Origin of the sequence: Mycobacterium canetti CIPT 140010059 (genome assembly GCF_000253375.1) — a bacterium.
Taxonomy (GTDB): Bacteria; Actinomycetota; Actinomycetes; order Mycobacteriales; family Mycobacteriaceae; genus Mycobacterium; species Mycobacterium tuberculosis.
Window position 1 is genome coordinate 799,754 of the sequence record NC_015848.1, and the last position, 15,939, is coordinate 815,692.

Below are 15,939 nucleotides of genomic sequence, written 5' to 3' on the forward strand. Positions count from 1 at the left end.
TGTATGAACGCACACGTGACCAGTCGTGAAGGCGTCAATGAGTTTGACGATGGAATTGTGATCGTCGGCGGCGGATTGGCAGCTGCGCGCACCGCCGAGCAGTTGCGTCGTGCGGGCTATTCGGGTCGCCTCACGATCGTCAGCGACGAGGTGCATCTGCCGTACGACCGTCCGCCGCTATCCAAGGAGGTGCTGCGCAGCGAGGTCGACGATGTGGCCCTCAAACCCCGCGAGTTCTACGACGAAAAGGACATCGCACTTCGGCTGGGGTCGGCTGCCGTCAGCTTGGACACGGGAGAACAGACGGTAACGCTGGCCGACGGTACGGTGCTCGGCTACGACGAGCTCGTCATCGCGACTGGTTTGGTGCCCCGGCGTATTCCATCGCTTCCCGACCTTGATGGCATTCGGGTGCTCCGGTCGTTCGACGAGAGCATGGCACTGCGCAAGCATGCATCCGCCGCACGGCACGCCGTGGTGGTGGGGGCCGGTTTCATCGGCTGCGAGGTGGCTGCCAGTCTGCGCGGTCTCGGTGTGGATGTGGTGCTGGTTGAGCCGCAGCCGGCGCCGTTGGCCTCGGTGCTGGGCGAGCAGATCGGCCAGTTGGTGACGCGGCTCCATCGCGATGAGGGCGTTGATGTTCGCACGGGTGTGACAGTGGCCGAGGTACGTGGCAAGGGGCATGTCGACGCGGTGGTCCTGACCGACGGTACCGAACTGCCGGCTGATCTGGTGGTTGTGGGCATTGGGTCGACCCCGGCGACCGAATGGCTAGAGGGTAGCGGCGTCGAGGTCGACAACGGCGTGATCTGTGACAAAGCCGGGCGGACTAGCGCGCCGAATGTGTGGGCGCTCGGTGACGTCGCCTCCTGGCGAGATCCGATGGGACACCAAGCACGCGTGGAACATTGGAGCAACGTCGCCGACCAGGCCCGAGTCGTGGTGCCCGCGATGCTCGGGACCGATGTGCCCACGGGCGTGGTCGTCCCGTATTTCTGGAGTGACCAGTATGACGTCAAAATCCAGTGCCTGGGGGAGCCGCACGCCACCGACGTTGTGCATCTGGTCGAGGACGACGGGCGCAAGTTCCTTGCCTATTACGAGCGCGATGGCGTGCTGGTTGGCGTGGTCGGTGGCGGGATGGCCGGCAAGGTCATGAAGGTGCGCGGCAAGATCGCCGCGGGCGCGCCCATCGCCGAAGTGTTAGACCAAACTCAGGCCTAGAGCTGACCTAGGTGGCAGCGGGCGCCCTGGTCGTCGGCGCATTCGGCGGACATATCGTCTGGCTGTCGGGACGGCTCGGCCAGCGCGCCGGCCGCACGCACCCGTGCGACCGCCGCGTCGATATCGCCACCGTCCATATCGGCACGGCGCTCGGATGCGGGCTGCGGCCCGCTGCACCGGGCCATCAGATGCACGCCCGGCGCCTGCCAGCCATCCGCGACGCGGCCCGGTTTGACGGTCCACCCCAGCACGTGGCGTAGAAGTCGCGGATGACGTCGGAATCGGCTACCTCGTAGCTGACATTCGCCGTTTCACTGAGCCGGCATCTGTTGAGCTCTGGGCGTTTCCGGCACGGGCTCGGCTTCAAGACCGCGAATGCCGCGCTTCGGTTGTCGGTAGCATCGAGGATGGCTCCGTGCTCGGATTGACCTGTTTGTCCCGCGACACCGCTGGCTGCGGTGATCGCCTCGCGCGTGGCGACCAGGCCTGCGACGGCCTAGCAGCAACCAGGGTGGGACAACCGGAGCCGGCGAATATGCCGGTCGGGAGCTCGGTTGTTCGTGGGAGCTCGGTGACCGGCATGGGGACATGACGGCGGCTGATCGTGGTCAGCCAGCTTGTGTCGCGCCACGCAGCCATGAAATCGCGATTGGCGGCGGATCGCTTCCATGCGCGGCATCCGTTGCAGCCCGAAATGTCTCCGACGTCAGGTCCTCGGCCGTGCCACGGGCGCCGCAGAGCCGCCCATACCGTCGCCGCGCTGGCGTGAATTCCGACGGGTTGGTCAGGAAAATATCCGGCGAGCTGCTACCGTGGCGGCGCCAACACTGTGCCGACCCAACTCGGGGATCGCAGATCGCTCGTCATTGCCAGGTCACCGGTGGGCCGTGTGGATGGCATTCACCCAAGACCCGGGCGTGACCACCCGGCCAACTGCGCATACGTACCAGGTACTTGATTTGGGCGCCGGGCCGCTGGTGGGCAGGCTCCAAGGTGAGGTGCACGAACGGGCAGTGGGCATCGGCTTGCGCGGCTAATGCGTCGATTCCGGCGCGGATCGCTGCGCGTTCGTCGGCGGGCAGGTACTGCCAGGTGATCGAATGCCACAACACGGTGAGTGCATCGTCGGTCAGAGTCATGCCGGCGACTGCGGCGTGCGCCGCCTGCCGATGGAGGTCCGCGGGAATGTTGCGGGCGACGGCGATGGCGCCCCGCAACCGCTCCAACCGATCGGTCTGGTCCGGCCAGATGTAGCTCAACGCGTTCAGCTCCCCGTCGGGGCTGGTGACGTCGATGGGCGCGATGTCGTATCCGTGTCGTTCGACGATCCGCACCGTGGCCGTCGGCGGCAATTCGCCCAGCCAGGCATTGTCGATTCGCACCGGCGAGTCGGCCAGGCCCCATTCGCCGCTGAGATAACGGTAGCGGTACCGATCTGGTCGCAGGTTCAGCCCTGCACTGGACCCTATCTCGAAAAGCCTTATTGGCAAGTCGAATTGGAGGCAGGCGATGAGAAGTCCACCGATCAACGCCGCCGAGCGCCCCACCTCGTTGGTCTGCGGTGGCCGATCGAGAGCCGCACGCAGCGACTCCGGCTGGTCGGTCGCGGTGCGGACGATATCGGGCCAGGCTGCCTCCGCCTGCCAGGTACCGCCGGTGCTGGGGTACCAGCGGCGCAACACCGGTGCGCGGCCGTCGAGCACCATCCGGTGCAATCCGCCGAGCAGCCGAAGCGGCACCGCCTGGCCCTCCGGAGCACCCTTCTGGTCGGCCAAGATGGACGCGAAGACGCCGCCGCTTTCGACGTCAGCTGCCACGAGCTCAAGTAGCTCGCGGTACATCGGGGAGCCGGAGGAGGTGCACACCCGCCCCTGTGACCGCAGGGTGTGGACCAGGTGTTCGGTGCCCGTCACTGGTTGAGTCGGTCCAGACCGGCGCCGACGACGTCAAACGCGGCCCCGAGCGCTTCGGTCAAGGAGACGGATTCGTCGCGCAGCCAATGTTCATAGGCGCTCAGAGCGACCCCCAGCATTGTCCAGGCGACGGTTTGGGGCATAAAGTCTGTCGTCTTTCCACCCGATCTGTGGGCAACGAATTTGGCGATCACCTCGCGCCAGCCAGCATACATGGTCATCGAATAGGCCTGCAGTTCAGGAGTTTGCAAGATGACCCGCATGCGCTTGCGGTGTCGGATGGTTTCGGATTCGTCAAAGGTGTTGAAGGCCAACAGCGCTGCGCGCAACGCGTCCCTCAGCTGAATCCGTGAATCGATATTGTCGAGTAGATCTTGTAGCTGTGCAAGGTGGGTGCTGAAGTCACCCCAGGGGATAGCGTTCTTGGACGCGTAGTAGCGAAACAACGTTCTGCGGGCGATGCCGGCCGCCCGGGCGATGTCGTCCACGCTGACATCGGTGAAACCGTGGGCAGCGAACAGTTCGATGGCAACATCGCTGATGTGGTGCGGTGTGGTTGAGCGCCGTCGGCCCACCCGCGACTCGTGCGGCATCACATTCGCCCTTCCATTTCGGCACTCGATGCCATATTGTGTCCAGATCGACGGATCGCTGTCGAGACCTGCTGGCGAAAGGCAATCCAGATGGACTACGAAACCGATACCGACACCGAGCTTGTCACCGAGACCCTGGTTGAAGAGGTGTCCATCGACGGAATGTGTGGGGTTTACTGACCGTGCCGGCGCCCGCGCAGGCTCGCCGGGCTGATTCCAGCGAATTCGATCCCGATCGCGGCTGGCGACTACACCCACAGGTGGCGGTCCGGCCGGAGCCTTTTGGCGCGCTGCTCTATCACTTCGGCACCCGTAAGTTGTCATTTCTGAAAAATCGCACCATCCTCGCGGTGGTGCGGACGCTGGCGGATTATCCCGATATCCGGTCGGCCTGCCGCGGCGCCGGCGTCGACGACTGTGACCAGGATCCGTACCTGCACGCCCTGAATGTGCTCGCCGGTTCGAACATGCTGGTTCCTCGGCAGACAACATGACGAGCCCCGTACCCCGACTCATCGAGCAGTTCGAGCGGGGGCTCGACGCGCCGATCTGCCTTACCTGGGAGCTGACCTACGCCTGCAACCTAGCTTGCGTGCACTGCCTGTCGTCCTCGGGCAAACGCGATCCCGGCGAGTTGTCCACCCGCCAATGCAAGGACATCATCGACGAGCTGGAACGCATGCAGGTGTTCTACGTGAACATCGGCGGCGGCGAACCAACCGTGCGCCCGGACTTTTGGGAGCTGGTAGATTACGCCACCGCACACCACGTCGGGGTGAAATTCTCCACCAACGGGGTCCGGATCACCCCCGAGGTGGCCACGCGGCTGGCAGCCACCGACTACGTCGACGTTCAGATCTCACTCGACGGCGCCACGGCCGAGGTCAACGACGCCATCCGCGGCAACGGGTCGTTCGACATGGCGGTGCGCGCGCTGCAGAACCTGGCAGCGGCGGGATTTGCCGGCGTCAAGATCTCGGTTGTGGTCACCCGGCGCAACGTCGCCCAGCTCGACGAATTCGCCACGCTGGCAAGCCGTTACGGAGCGACGTTGCGGATAACCAGGTTGCGACCGTCGGGGCGCGGGACTGACGTATGGGCCGACCTGCACCCCACCGCCGACCAGCAGGTGCAGCTTTACGACTGGCTGGTTTCCAAAGGAGAGCGGGTGCTCACCGGCGATTCCTTCTTCCACCTGGCGCCGCTCGGCCAGTCGGGGGCTCTGGCCGGCTTGAACATGTGCGGAGCCGGGCGGGTAGTGTGCCTGATCGACCCGGTGGGTGACGTGTATGCGTGCCCATTCGCCATTCATGACCACTTCTTAGCCGGAAACGTGTTGTCCGACGGCGGATTTCAAAACGTCTGGAAGAACTCGTCGCTGTTTCGCGAGCTCCGGGAGCCCCAGTCCGCAGGCGCCTGTGGCAGCTGCGGACACTACGACAGCTGCCGGGGCGGCTGCATGGCGGCGAAATTCTTCACCGGCCTGCCGCTGGACGGGCCGGATCCCGAATGCGTGCAAGGCCATAGCGAGCCGGCGCTGGCGCGCGAGCGCCACCTACCGCGGCCCCGCGCCGACCACTCCCGCGGTCGGCGCGTCAGCAAACCGGTGCCCCTGACGCTGTCGATGCGGCCACCCAAGCGCCCGTGCAACGAAAGTCCGGTGTAGCCGTGGCCGAAGCGTGGTTTGAAACGGTAGCCATCGCGCAGCAACGCGCGAAGCGGAGGCTGCCGAAATCGGTTTACTCGTCCCTGATTGCGGCCAGTGAAAAGGGAATCACGGTCGCCGACAATGTCGCAGCATTCAGCGAGCTCGGGTTCGCGCCGCACGTCATCGGGGCGACAGATAAACGTGACTTGTCGACGACCGTTATGGGGCAAGAAGTTTCGTTGCCAGTGATTATTTCGCCGACCGGTGTTCAGGCGGTCGATCCCGGCGGTGAAGTCGCCGTCGCGCGGGCCGCGGCCGCCCGGGGTACTGTGATGGGATTGTCCTCGTTTGCCAGCAAGCCGATCGAGGAGGTCATTGCCGCCAACCCCAAGACCTTCTTCCAGGTCTACTGGCAGGGCGGGCGCGACGCGCTCGCTGAACGCGTCGAACGGGCGCGGCAGGCCGGCGCGGTCGGCCTGGTCGTCACCACCGACTGGACGTTCTCGCACGGGCGCGACTGGGGCAGCCCCAAGATCCCCGAAGAGATGAACTTGAAGACCATCCTGCGGCTATCCCCGGAGGCGATCACCCGGCCGAGGTGGTTGTGGAAGTTCGCCAAGACGCTACGGCCACCGGACCTACGGGTGCCCAACCAGGGCCGGCGCGGCGAGCCCGGCCCACCGTTCTTCGCAGCCTACGGCGAATGGATGGCAACACCTCCGCCGACCTGGGAAGATATCGGCTGGCTGCGCGAACTGTGGGGCGGACCGTTCATGCTCAAGGGCGTCATGCGGGTCGACGATGCCAAAAGAGCTGTGGATGCCGGGGTTTCGGCGATCTCGGTATCCAACCACGGTGGCAACAATCTGGATGGGACGCCAGCATCGATCCGGGCCCTGCCCGCGGTCTCGGCAGCGGTCGGCGATCAGGTCGAAGTGTTGCTCGACGGCGGCATCCGGCGGGGCAGCGATGTCGTCAAGGCGGTGGCGCTGGGCGCGCGCGCGGTAATGATTGGCCGCGCTTACCTGTGGGGCTTGGCCGCCAACGGCCAAGCCGGCGTCGAGAATGTCCTCGACATCCTGCGCGGTGGTATCGACTCGGCTCTGATGGGTCTCGGGCATGCCTCTGTCCATGACCTCAGCCCAGCCGACATCCTCGTTCCCACCGGGTTCATCCGCGACCTGGGTGTGCCCTCCCGACGGGACGTTTAGCCGGATGTTGAGCTGGGCCCAAATTGGGGCTGTCAGCTGTTGCGGTCTGAGTGGTCGGTAGTTGTCAGTGGCGTGCTGTAGGAACAACAGTATGAATCTGGCGGTGTGGGCTGAGCGCAACGGTGTTGCGCGGGTGACTGCGTATCGCTGGTTTCACGCGGGGTTGTTGCCGGTGCCGGCGCGGAAGGCCGGGCGGCTGATTCTCGTGGACGACCAGCCGGCCGATAGATCCCGCCGGGCGCGGACGGCCGTGTATGCGCGAGTGTCGTCAGCGGATCAGAAGCCGGACCTGGATCGGCAGGTGGCGCGGGTGACCGCCTGGGCCACGACCGAGCAGATCGCGGTCGACAAGGTCGTGACCGAGGTCGGTTCGGCGCTGAACGGGCACCGCCGAAAGTTTCTTGCGCTGCTGCGTGACCCATCGGTGAAGCGGATCGTGGTGGAACACCGAGACCGGTTCTGCCGGTTCGGCTCTGAGTACGTCGAAGCGGCGCTGGCCGCCCAAGGCCGCGAGCTGGTCGTGGTCGACTCGGCCGAGGTTGATGACGACCTGGTACGGGACATGACCGAGATCTTGACCTCGATGTGCGCCCGGCTGTACGGCAAGCGCGCTGCGCAGAACCGGGCCAAGCGCGCATTGGCGGCCGCCGCCGAAGAGTCGGAGGCTGCCTGATGGCGAAATTCGAGATTCCTGAGGGCTGGATGGTTCAGGCTTTCCGGTTCACGCTCGATCCGACCGAGGACCAGGCCCGCGCGTTGGCACGGCATTTCGGTGCCCGCCGCAAGGCCTACAACTGGACCGTCGCCACCCTGAAAGCCGATATCGACGCCTGGCAGGCGACCGGGATCCAGACGGCAAAGCCGTCGCTGCGGGTGTTGCGGAAGCGCTGGAACACCGTCAAGAACGACGTGTGCGTCAACATCGAGACCGGTGTTGTGTGGTGGCCGGAGTGCTCGAAGGAGGCCTACGCCGACGGTATTGACGGCGCGGTCGACGCGTACTGGAACTGGCAGAACTCGCGATCAGGCAAACGTGATGGCAAAAGGATGGGCTTTCCCCGGTTTAAGAAGAAGGGACGCGACCCAGACCGGGTGACGTTCACGACCGGAGCGATGCGCGTCGAGCCCGACCGGCGCCACCTCACGCTGCCGGTCATCGGGACCGTCCGCACCCACGAGAACAAGCGCCGGGTTGAGCGGCTCATCGCCAAAGGCCGGTCGCGGGTGCTCGCGATCACGGTGCGCCGTAACGGGACCCGGATCGATGCGAGTGTGCGGGTCCTCGTGCAGCGCCCGCAGCAACCGAAGGTGACCGACCCCGGTTCACGGGTCGGCGTTGATGTCGGGGTGCGCCGCCTGGCCACGGTCGCCACCGCCGACGGCGCGGTGCTCGAACGAGTGCCGAATCCACGGCCACTCGACGCGGCACTCAACGAGCTACGGCATGTCTGCCGGGCACGGTCGCGCTGCACGAAAGGCTCACGTCGCTACCGTGAGCGCACCACCGAAATATCCCGGCTGCACCGCCGGGTCAACGATGTTCGCACCCACCACCTGCACTGTCTGACAACGCATTTGGCTAAGACCCACGGCCGCATCGTTGTCGAAGGCCTGGACGCGGCAGGGATGCTGCGGCAACAGGGCCTCTCGGGTGCCCGCGCTCGCCGGCGCGGACTCTCCGACGCGGCCCTGGGCACCCCGCGCCGCCACCTGTCCTACAAGACAGGCTGGTACGGGTCACAACTAGTGGTCGCTGACCGCTGGTTCCCATCGTCGAAAACCTGCCACGTCTGCGGGCATGTCCAAGAGATCGGATGGGCCGAGCACTGGCAATGCGATTCGTGCTCGGCATCGCATCAGCGTGATGACTGCGCAGCGATCAACCTCGCACGCTACGAGGACACCAGTAGCGTCGTCGGCCTAGTTGGGGCCGCCGTCAAGCGTGGAGCCGACCGTAAGACCCGGCCTGGCCGGGCTGGTGGTCGTGAAGCGCGGAAGGGAAGCAGCCGCAAGGCTGCCGAACAACCCCGAGACGGGGTGCAAGTCGCGTGACCACTAAAGATCACTCACTTGCAACGGTTGGCCCTCCCAATACCACAGAGATGCTCGCGACGGAATGACGTTTTTAGAAATTCTGATACGGGCGTGGCAGCCGTGGCGGGCGAGCAGGATGTGTGGCCGGTAAGTCATCACGACGAAAAAAAATTTCGGTAGAAGACATAACAATTGGTGCACGCCAGGTGAATTCGTCCTACCATCGGCGAGTGCCGGTAGTCGGGGAACTCGGGAGTGCGACGTCGAGCCAGCTACCAAGCACGTCGCCGTCGATAGTGATCCCGCTGGGGTCCACCGAGCAGCACGGTCCCCACCTGCCGTTAGATACCGATACCCGGATCGCGACCGCCGTGGCCCGGACCGTCACCGCGAGGCTGCACGCCGAGGACCTGCCCATTGCTCAGGAAGAATGGCTGATGGCGCCCGCCATTGCCTACGGCGCCAGCGGCGAACACCAGCGTTTCGCTGGAACGATCTCTATCGGCACTGAAGCCCTGACGATGTTGCTCGTGGAGTATGGCAGGTCGGCCGCCTGCTGGGCCCGGCGCCTGGTCTTCGTCAACGGGCACGGCGGCAATGTCGGCGCTTTGACCCGAGCGGTAGGCCTGCTGCGCGCTGAAGGTCGCGACGCCGGATGGTGCCCGTGCACCTGCCCGGGCGGTGACCCCCACGCCGGCCACACCGAAACATCCGTGCTGCTGCATCTTTCGCCGGCCGACGTGCGCACCGAACGGTGGCGCGCGGGTAATCGCGCACCGCTGCCCGTGTTGTTGCCGTCGATGCGCCGAGGCGGGGTCGCGGCCGTGAGCGAGACAGGAGTGCTCGGGGATCCGACCACGGCGACCGCGGCCGAGGGGCGGCGGATCTTCGCGGCGATGGTCGACGACTGTGTGCGCCGAGTCGCCCGGTGGATGCCACAGCCCGACGGGATGTTGACATGACCGCGCCGGCGACGATGCAGAGCGAAGCGATGAGGAGAAGCGGCGCAGATGAGCACCGCCGGCGACGATGCAGAGCGAAGCGATGAGGAGAAGCGGCGCAGATGACCGCGACCCGACTGCCTGACGGGTTCGCCGTCCAGGTTGACCGTCGCGTGCGAGTGCTTGGCGACGGCTCGGCCCTGCTCGGTGGCTCACCGACCCGGTTGCTGCGGCTGGCTCCCGCCGCACGAGGCCTGCTCTGTGACGGCCGCCTTAAGGTCCGCGACGAGGTCAGCGCGGAGCTGGCCCGCATCCTGCTGGACGCCACGGTGGCGCATCCACGGCCGCCGAGTGGGCCGTCACATCGTGACGTCACCGTCGTTATACCAGTACGGAACAACGCATCTGGTCTGCGGCGTCTGGTGACCTTGTTACGCGGATTACGCGTCATCGTGGTCGACGACGGTTCGGCGCGCCCGGTCGAGTCGGACGACTTTGTCGGCGCACATTGCGACATCGAAGTACTCCACCACCCCCACAGCAAGGGGCCGGCAGCGGCTCGCAACACCGGGCTAGCGGCCTGCACCACCGACTTCGTGGCGTTCCTGGATTCCGACGTGACGCCGCGGCGGGGATGGTTGGAATCCTTACTCGGCCACTTCTGCGATCCCACCGTCGCACTCGTCGCACCTCGCATCGTCAGCTTGGTGGAAGGCGAGAACCCGGTAGCTCGCTATGAGGCCCTGCACTCGTCGTTGGACCTTGGTCAGCGCGAAGCGCCGGTGTTACCGCATAGCACAGTCTCTTACGTGCCGAGCGCCGCCATCGTTTGCCGGAGTTCAGCCATCCGCGACGTCGGCGGCTTCGACGAGACCATGCACTGCGGGGAAGATGTCGACTTGTGCTGGCGGCTCATCGAGGCTGGTGCTCGGCTGCGCTACGAGCCAATTGCGCTGGTCGCCCATGACCATCGGACCCAATTGCGGGACTGGATCGCGCGCAAGGCGTTTTACGGCGGTTCGGCGGCTCCGCTAGCTGTGCGGCACCCGGACAAGACCGCGCCGCTGGTGATTTCGGGCGGGGCACTGATGGCGTGGATCCTCATGTCGATCGGCACCGGTCTTGGTCGACTGGCGTCGTTGGTGATCGCGGTGCTGACTGGTCGCCGGATCGCCAGGGCCATGCGCTGCGCCGAGACGTCGTTCTTGGATGTGCTTGCCGTCGCCACCCGCGGGTTGTGGGCGGCCGCGCTGCAGCTGGCGTCGGCCATCTGCCGGCACTATTGGCCACTGGCATTGCTCGCGGCCATCCTGTCGCGCCACTGTAGGCGGGTGGTGTTGATTGCGGCGGTAGTGGACGGTGTGGTGGATTGGCTTCGCCGCAGGGAGGGCGCCGACGATGATGCTGAACCGATTGGGCCGCTGACTTACCTAGTGCTGAAGCGCGTGGACGACTTGGCTTATGGCGCTGGCCTGTGGTACGGGGTGGTGCGCGAACGTAACATCGGCGCGCTCAAGCCGCAGATTCGTACCTAGTGTGACTGCGGCGGTCCGGCATAGCGATGTGCTGGTCGTCGGTGCTGGAAGTGCTGGATCGGTTGTTGCCGAGCGTCTTTCCATGGACTCGAGCTGTGTGGTGACCGTGCTTGAGGCTGGCCCCGGGCTGGCCGATCCGGGGTTGCTGGCTCAGACGGCCAATGGGTTGCAACTGCCGATCGGAGCTGGCAGCCCTCTGGTTGAGCGTTATCGGACGCGGCTCACCGATCGACCGGTTCGCCACTTGCCGATCGTGCGGGGTGCGACGGTCGGCGGTTCCGGCGCAATCAATGGCGGCTATTTCTGCCGCGGACTGCCCAGCGATTTCGACCGTGCCTCGATACCAGGCTGGGCATGGTCTGACGTTCTGGAGCACTTCCGGGCTATCGAGACAGATCTGGATTTCGAGACGCCTGTGCATGGCCGTAGTGGCCCTATCCCAGTTCGCCGCACACACGAAATGACTGGCATCACTGAAAGTTTCATGGCTGCCGCAGAGGACGCAGGGTTCGCTTGGATCGCTGACCTCAACGATGTTGGGCCGGAAATGCCTTCGGGTGTAGGCGCGGTCCCGCTCAACATCGTTAACGGCGTACGCACCAGCTCGGCGGTCGGCTATCTGATGCCCGCGCTGGGACGACCGAATCTGACACTGCTGGCCCGGACGCGGGCGGTGCGGCTGCGCTTTTCCGCCACCACCGCGGTGGGTGTCGACGCGATCGGCCCAGGAGGCCCGGTAAGCCTGAGCGCTGACCGAATCGTATTGTGCGCCGGAGCGATTCAGTCAGCTCATCTGTTGATGCTCTCGGGCGTCGGCGAGGAGGAGGTGTTGCGATCCGCCGGTGTGAAGGTGCTTATGGCGTTGCCGGTTGGCATGGGCTGCAGTGACCACCCGGAATGGGTGATGCCGACCAACTGGGCGGTGGCTGTCGATCGGCCGGTGTTAGAGGTGCTGCTGAGCACTCATGACGGCATCGAAATAAGGCCGTACACAGGCGGCTTCGTTGCGATGACCGGCGACGGTACAGCCGGGCATCGCGATTGGCCGCATATCGGGGTGGCGCTCATGCAGCCGCGGGCACGCGGACGCATCACGTTGGTCTCGAGTGATCCCCAGATACCAGTCCGCATCGAGCACCGATACGACAGTGAACCTGCCGATGTCGCGGCCCTGCGCCAGGGTAGCGCATTGGCCCACGAATTATGCGGTGCGGCAACGCGCATCGGTCCAGCCGTATGGGCGACATCGCAGCATCTGTGTGGTAGTGCCCCAATGGGCACCGACGATGACCCACGAGCCGTCGTCGACCCGCGGTGTCGGGTCCGCGGCATCGAAAACCTATGGGTGATAGACGGATCTGTTCTTCCGTCGATCACCAGTCGCGGTCCACACGCAACGATCGTGATGCTGGGCCACCGCGCGGCCGAATTTGTTCAGTGACTTTCGTCGAGTGGGGCGACCACAGCGGTCGCTGCCGAATGTGCATTTCGGTACGGCATTGAGCAGGGGACCGAATAGCGTAGCTCCGCATCGGACTGCGGTCGTCAGGTCGACGATGATGGCGCTGACATCGGAGGTGGGCCGCGGCCCAGGCTTCGGCGGTTTGGCGGCCTGCGAAGAAGTGACTCTTCTGACACTTCCGTGGGTGGACTTCTGGTCTGAGTAGGCGCACGTCGTTGTCGTTTAGGGTTTCTGGCTTGTCAAAGGTCAGGACCAGCGCAGATCACAGTAGTCTTAGTTGATGCTGCCGCCCGGATTGCCGACGTCGTGGCCCAGCGGTGCCCCAACGCGATCCGCCGCGTCGATCCTTTTCACGTGGTGGCCTGGGCCACCGAGGCTCTAGAGGCTGAACGGCGCCGGGCCTGAAACGACGCGCGAGCGCCCGCCCGGACCCCGAGTCATTGGGTCGCAGGGGTAACCGAGGGTGCACGTTGACGGGGTGAGGCCAAGCGGGCGCCGAGCGTGAACTGAGGGCGAGATTTCGGCCGATTCTCCGCCCTCAGTTCACGCTGGGCGACGGCGCCAACGAGCTGCCCCTGGCCGGTCGCACCAAGACGCCGCATACGTACCACACTTCCCATACTCACCCATCGCGGTGGACCCCAAACCCAGTGTCGGCCACCAAGGGCCTTCCTGATGGATTGGTGCAAGCCACCTCCATCATCGAAAACCTTGACCCCGGCAATGACACGTCGATCCCCCTACACCCCCAACTGCGAAAAGTCCGAAAACCTGGGCGCCATAGGCGATCTGAATGCGATGCGTGTTCGGTGCTGCGGAGAACGGATACATCGCGCCCATGCGTGCAGGTGGATGACGTCCGATGCGTGCAGCTGGTCCAGGATCCGCGGCGCGGACGTGCCGAACTCGGTGGTTACCGCGCCGAGCTCACTGTTGGCCGACGGGCGGCGGTGAATTGCGAACGCCCGCAATATGGTGCGGATGGATGGTCCGTTCGGTTGGGTTGCGGGGTAGGCGGCGCCGCGCGAGGCGATCAGCGCTGAGGTTCGGGAATTCACCTCCGGTCGCGGGAGTGCAGCGGTCGGCTGGGGTGCCGCCGGTGTCTGTCGGGTAGAGGCGGCAGGACACGCTCGCCGTCAAAACGGCTTCGGCAAACGGGTCTTCGCCGTCGACAGGCAGGGTTGGTGATCCCGGCCTCGGCGGCGACGGTCTGGTCATTGATTGTGCGATGGGTGATCGTCGTGTCGATCTGCTCGCGGCGAAGGACTCGGAGATCCGGCGCTCGATGGGGGCAGTACCGGTCGGCGCGGGATGCTCGCAGGTGGCGACGAGTTGGGCGAGTGATCGTTGCATCCGCTGTCGGGCGGCGATCCTGTCGGCCGACTGTGCCAACTTGGCTAGGGCGTGTCTCCCAATTTCGGAGTTCCCACTCGGGCGTGGATGACGGCGCAGGCCAGCAGGACGCTGCCGAGGTAGGTCAGGGCGTATTTGTCGTAGCGGGTTGCGATGCCGCGCCACTGCTTGAGTCGATGGAAGCCGCGTTCGACGGTGTTGCGTAGCCCGTAGAGCGCGGCGTCGAATGCTGGTGGCCGCCCGCCGGCAGACCCCTTGGCCTTGCGCCGGTCGATCTGATCTTGGCGTTCGGGGATGGTGTGCTTGATCTTCTTAGACCGTAATGCGGCACGGGTACTTGGGTGTGAGTAGGCCTTGTCGGCGAGTAAGCGGAAATCCGTGCTGCCCAGGGCGTATTCGGTGCTGGCATGGCGATAGTCGTCGAGCAGGGGCAGCAGTTGCGGGTTGTCGCCGGCCTGGCCTGCGGTCAACCGGATCCGCACCGGGGCTTCGCGCTGATCGGTCAGGGCATGGATCTTGGTGGTCAGCCCGCCGCGCGAGCGGCCGATCGCATGATCGTCGGGTTCATCGGCGGATTTCTTGTAATTCGACAGTGCCCCCTGTGGCGAGCGTGTCCGAGCGGGCGCCCGCCGAATGCTGGTGTGCCCGCACGTTCGTGGAATCCACCGACAGCAACTTCTCGATATCCTCGGCCACCTCAGCGTCCACCCCGAACACCGCGGCAACGTGGGCGAACATCTCGTCGTAGGTACCATCCAGCGACCAACGGTGATGGCGCTTCCACACCGTTTGCCACGGCCCGAACTCAGCGGGCAGGTCCCGCCACGGACTTCCCGTACGGAACCGCCACGCGATCCCTTCCAGGATAAGCCGGTGATCGCTAAACCGTCTGCCGCGCTTGCCCTCATGCGACGGCATCAACGGCTCGACCACGGCCCAGAACTCGTCCGAAATCACACCCACTCGCGTCACCGGCCAATCCTCGCTGGCCAGTACCTAAAAATTTGGGAGACACGCCCTAGGGCCAATTCGCGGGGCGGTCTGGTAGTCGGCGGGTCCGCTGTCAGCTAGCTGCAGCAGCTCCTCGATCTCGTCGAGGCTGAATCCATGGGACTACGCGCGTCTGACGGACGAGACCACCGATACCGCATCGGCGCGATACCGCGATAGCGCTGAGAACGACCGGGCCGGCGCGGCTAGCAGGTCCTCCGCTCGTAATAGCGCAGCGTCTGGCCGTTGATCCCAGCCCGCGCGGCAACCTGGCTACTCCGCATTCCGCCATTCTGAACCCTGTACTCGACTGTCGAGTCAAGGGTGTGCGTTGTCAGTGCTGGGTCAGGTGCCGATAGCAACCGGCCGCCCGCCGCTGCACCCGAGGCCAGCGGCGATTTGGCCGAAGCGGTGATCTGGGGCATACTGTTCAGGTTGCCCTGCGCCAGGTTTGCGTCTGGCCGGGCATACGACCAGCGCCCACACGGGCGCGTCCGGTCCCACCCTTGAAGCGCGACGATTTCGGCCTTGAAATTGATCGCGACAAGGCTGTGTGCGGGCGACACGCCCGAGCGCGGGGCCGGTGGACCTACGACAGGTAAACAGCGGCGCAGTATTCGGCGCAACGCTAGATCGGTCCAGAAGGACCGGGTCGATCGGCGCGCCGGGGAGCACCGGACCCGGATACGGGCTCGAGTGGGAGTGAGGTAGGAGAAGCGTGGCGGGACAGAAGATCCGCATCAGGCTGAAGGCCTACGACCATGAGGCCATTGACGCTTCGGCGCGCAAGATCGTCGAAACCGTCGTCCGCACCGGTGCCAGCGTCGTAGGGCCGGTGCCGCTACCGACCGAGAAGAACGTGTATTGCGTCATCCGCTCACCGCATAAGTACAAGGACTCGCGGGAGCACTTCGAGATGCGCACACACAAGCGGTTGATCGACATCATCGATCCCACGCCGAAGACCGTTGACGCGCTCATGCGCATCGACCTTCCGGCCAGCGTCGACGTCAACATCCAGTAGGAGATTGGACA

15 protein-coding genes and 4 pseudogenes are annotated in these 15,939 nt (G+C 65.2%); 15 read left to right on the forward strand and 4 right to left on the reverse strand.

All coding sequences use genetic code 11. The features are described 5' to 3' along the window. The first annotated feature begins 3 nt into the window (after window positions 1-3). A complete protein-coding gene (locus MCAN_RS03580; RefSeq protein ID WP_003901000.1) occupies window positions 4-1,224 on the forward strand; it encodes an NAD(P)/FAD-dependent oxidoreductase in 1,221 nt (406 codons plus the stop codon). Between the two features lie 11 nt (window positions 1,225-1,235). Then, a complete protein-coding gene (locus tag MCAN_RS23345) occupies window positions 1,236-1,484 on the forward strand; it encodes a hypothetical protein (protein ID WP_178121162.1) in 249 nt (82 codons plus the stop codon). Window positions 1,485-2,087: 603 nt separating this feature from the next. Here MCAN_RS23345 and MCAN_RS03590 read toward each other — a convergent pair. Together MCAN_RS03590 and mftR are read right to left on the reverse strand one after the other, a co-directional pair. Next, on the reverse strand, window positions 2,088-3,137 hold the full coding sequence (locus tag MCAN_RS03590) for a DUF2332 domain-containing protein (RefSeq protein ID WP_014000360.1): 1,050 nt from the start codon (window positions 3,135-3,137) through the stop codon (window positions 2,088-2,090). Then, window positions 3,134-3,730: a mycofactocin system transcriptional regulator gene (mftR, locus tag MCAN_RS03595; protein WP_014000361.1), complete on the reverse strand. Its 597-nt coding sequence runs from the start codon at window positions 3,728-3,730 to the stop codon at window positions 3,134-3,136. The genes MCAN_RS03590 and mftR overlap by 4 nt, the downstream gene beginning before the upstream one ends. 90 nt (window positions 3,731-3,820) lie before the next feature. Here mftR and mftA point away from each other — a divergent pair, with 90 nt between their 5' ends. From mftA to MCAN_RS03655, 12 genes and pseudogenes are all read left to right on the forward strand, one after another. After that, window positions 3,821-3,910, forward strand: a complete 90-nt coding sequence (gene mftA, locus MCAN_RS22300; RefSeq protein ID WP_003403483.1) for a mycofactocin precursor MftA — start codon at window positions 3,821-3,823, stop codon at window positions 3,908-3,910. Beyond that, window positions 3,895-4,224 (forward strand): mycofactocin biosynthesis chaperone MftB, encoded by a 330-nt coding sequence (gene mftB, locus MCAN_RS03605; protein ID WP_014000362.1) that lies wholly within the window; start codon window positions 3,895-3,897, stop codon window positions 4,222-4,224. Before mftA ends, mftB begins: the two co-directional genes overlap by 16 nt. Next, window positions 4,221-5,396 carry a mycofactocin radical SAM maturase gene (gene mftC / locus MCAN_RS03610; protein ID WP_014000363.1) on the forward strand — a complete coding sequence of 392 codons (1,176 nt, stop codon included), beginning with the start codon at window positions 4,221-4,223 and terminating at the stop codon, window positions 5,394-5,396. Before mftB ends, mftC begins: the two co-directional genes overlap by 4 nt. A 2-nt stretch (window positions 5,397-5,398) precedes the next feature. Further along, the gene (gene mftD, locus MCAN_RS03615) at window positions 5,399-6,589 is read left to right on the forward strand and encodes a pre-mycofactocin synthase MftD (RefSeq protein ID WP_003898557.1); all 1,191 of its coding nucleotides are present in this window, start codon (window positions 5,399-5,401) and stop codon (window positions 6,587-6,589) included. 91 nt (window positions 6,590-6,680) lie between these two features. Then, window positions 6,681-7,262 (forward strand): IS607-like element IS1602 family transposase, encoded by a 582-nt coding sequence (locus tag MCAN_RS03620; protein ID WP_003414146.1) that lies wholly within the window; start codon window positions 6,681-6,683, stop codon window positions 7,260-7,262. Then, complete coding sequence (gene tnpB, locus MCAN_RS03625; protein ID WP_014000364.1) at window positions 7,262-8,641, forward strand: IS607 family element RNA-guided endonuclease TnpB; 1,380 nt, start codon at window positions 7,262-7,264, stop codon at window positions 8,639-8,641. Before MCAN_RS03620 ends, tnpB begins: the two co-directional genes overlap by 1 nt. A 188-nt stretch (window positions 8,642-8,829) precedes the next feature. Continuing rightward, complete coding sequence (gene mftE, locus MCAN_RS03630; protein ID WP_003403497.1) at window positions 8,830-9,585, forward strand: mycofactocin biosynthesis peptidyl-dipeptidase MftE; 756 nt, start codon at window positions 8,830-8,832, stop codon at window positions 9,583-9,585. After that, window positions 9,582-9,673: pseudogene (locus MCAN_RS24050) on the forward strand (sirohydrochlorin chelatase); the annotation flags it as partial. The gene mftE and the pseudogene MCAN_RS24050, both read left to right, overlap by 4 nt. A 13-nt stretch (window positions 9,674-9,686) precedes the next feature. Then, window positions 9,687-11,099 (forward strand): mycofactocin biosynthesis glycosyltransferase MftF, encoded by a 1,413-nt coding sequence (gene mftF / locus MCAN_RS03635; protein WP_014000365.1) that lies wholly within the window; start codon window positions 9,687-9,689, stop codon window positions 11,097-11,099. A 1-nt stretch (window position 11,100) separates the two neighbouring features. Beyond that, complete coding sequence (gene mftG, locus MCAN_RS03640) at window positions 11,101-12,540, forward strand: mycofactocin dehydrogenase MftG (protein WP_003403503.1); 1,440 nt, start codon at window positions 11,101-11,103, stop codon at window positions 12,538-12,540. A 276-nt stretch (window positions 12,541-12,816) separates the two neighbouring features. Next, window positions 12,817-12,963 (forward strand): annotated as a pseudogene (locus MCAN_RS21035) (transposase); the annotation flags it as partial. A gap of 826 nt (window positions 12,964-13,789) precedes the next feature. Beyond that, the gene (locus MCAN_RS03655; RefSeq protein ID WP_044080098.1) at window positions 13,790-14,005 is read left to right on the forward strand and encodes a hypothetical protein; all 216 of its coding nucleotides are present in this window, start codon (window positions 13,790-13,792) and stop codon (window positions 14,003-14,005) included. Here the strand turns inward: MCAN_RS03655 and MCAN_RS21040 are convergent. Both MCAN_RS21040 and MCAN_RS23920 read right to left on the reverse strand, forming a co-directional pair. Continuing rightward, window positions 13,959-14,886 (reverse strand): annotated as a pseudogene (locus MCAN_RS21040) (IS5 family transposase). The gene MCAN_RS03655 and the pseudogene MCAN_RS21040 sit on opposite strands and share 47 nt — an antisense overlap. A 352-nt stretch (window positions 14,887-15,238) precedes the next feature. Next, window positions 15,239-15,470: pseudogene (locus tag MCAN_RS23920) on the reverse strand (hypothetical protein). A 152-nt stretch (window positions 15,471-15,622) separates the two neighbouring features. On the opposite strand from MCAN_RS23920, the gene rpsJ reads away from it, so the two are divergent. After that, the gene (rpsJ, locus tag MCAN_RS03675) at window positions 15,623-15,928 is read left to right on the forward strand and encodes a 30S ribosomal protein S10 (protein WP_003403578.1); all 306 of its coding nucleotides are present in this window, start codon (window positions 15,623-15,625) and stop codon (window positions 15,926-15,928) included. Window positions 15,929-15,939 lie beyond the last annotated feature (11 nt).

Coding starts and splice junctions, on each gene's coding strand:
- MCAN_RS03580 (WP_003901000.1), top strand. CDS start 4: ATGAACGCACACGTGACCAGTCGTGAAGGCGTCAATGAGTTTGACGAT.
- mftR (WP_014000361.1), bottom strand. CDS start 3,730: ATGCCGCACGAGTCGCGGGTGGGCCGACGGCGCTCAACCACACCGCAC.
- mftA (WP_003403483.1), top strand. CDS start 3,821: ATGGACTACGAAACCGATACCGACACCGAGCTTGTCACCGAGACCCTG.
- mftC (WP_014000363.1), top strand. CDS start 4,221: ATGACGAGCCCCGTACCCCGACTCATCGAGCAGTTCGAGCGGGGGCTC.
- MCAN_RS03620 (WP_003414146.1), top strand. CDS start 6,681: ATGAATCTGGCGGTGTGGGCTGAGCGCAACGGTGTTGCGCGGGTGACT.
- tnpB (WP_014000364.1), top strand. CDS start 7,262: ATGGCGAAATTCGAGATTCCTGAGGGCTGGATGGTTCAGGCTTTCCGG.
- mftF (WP_014000365.1), top strand. CDS start 9,687: ATGACCGCGACCCGACTGCCTGACGGGTTCGCCGTCCAGGTTGACCGT.
- MCAN_RS03655 (WP_044080098.1), top strand. CDS start 13,790: ATGGGTGATCGTCGTGTCGATCTGCTCGCGGCGAAGGACTCGGAGATC.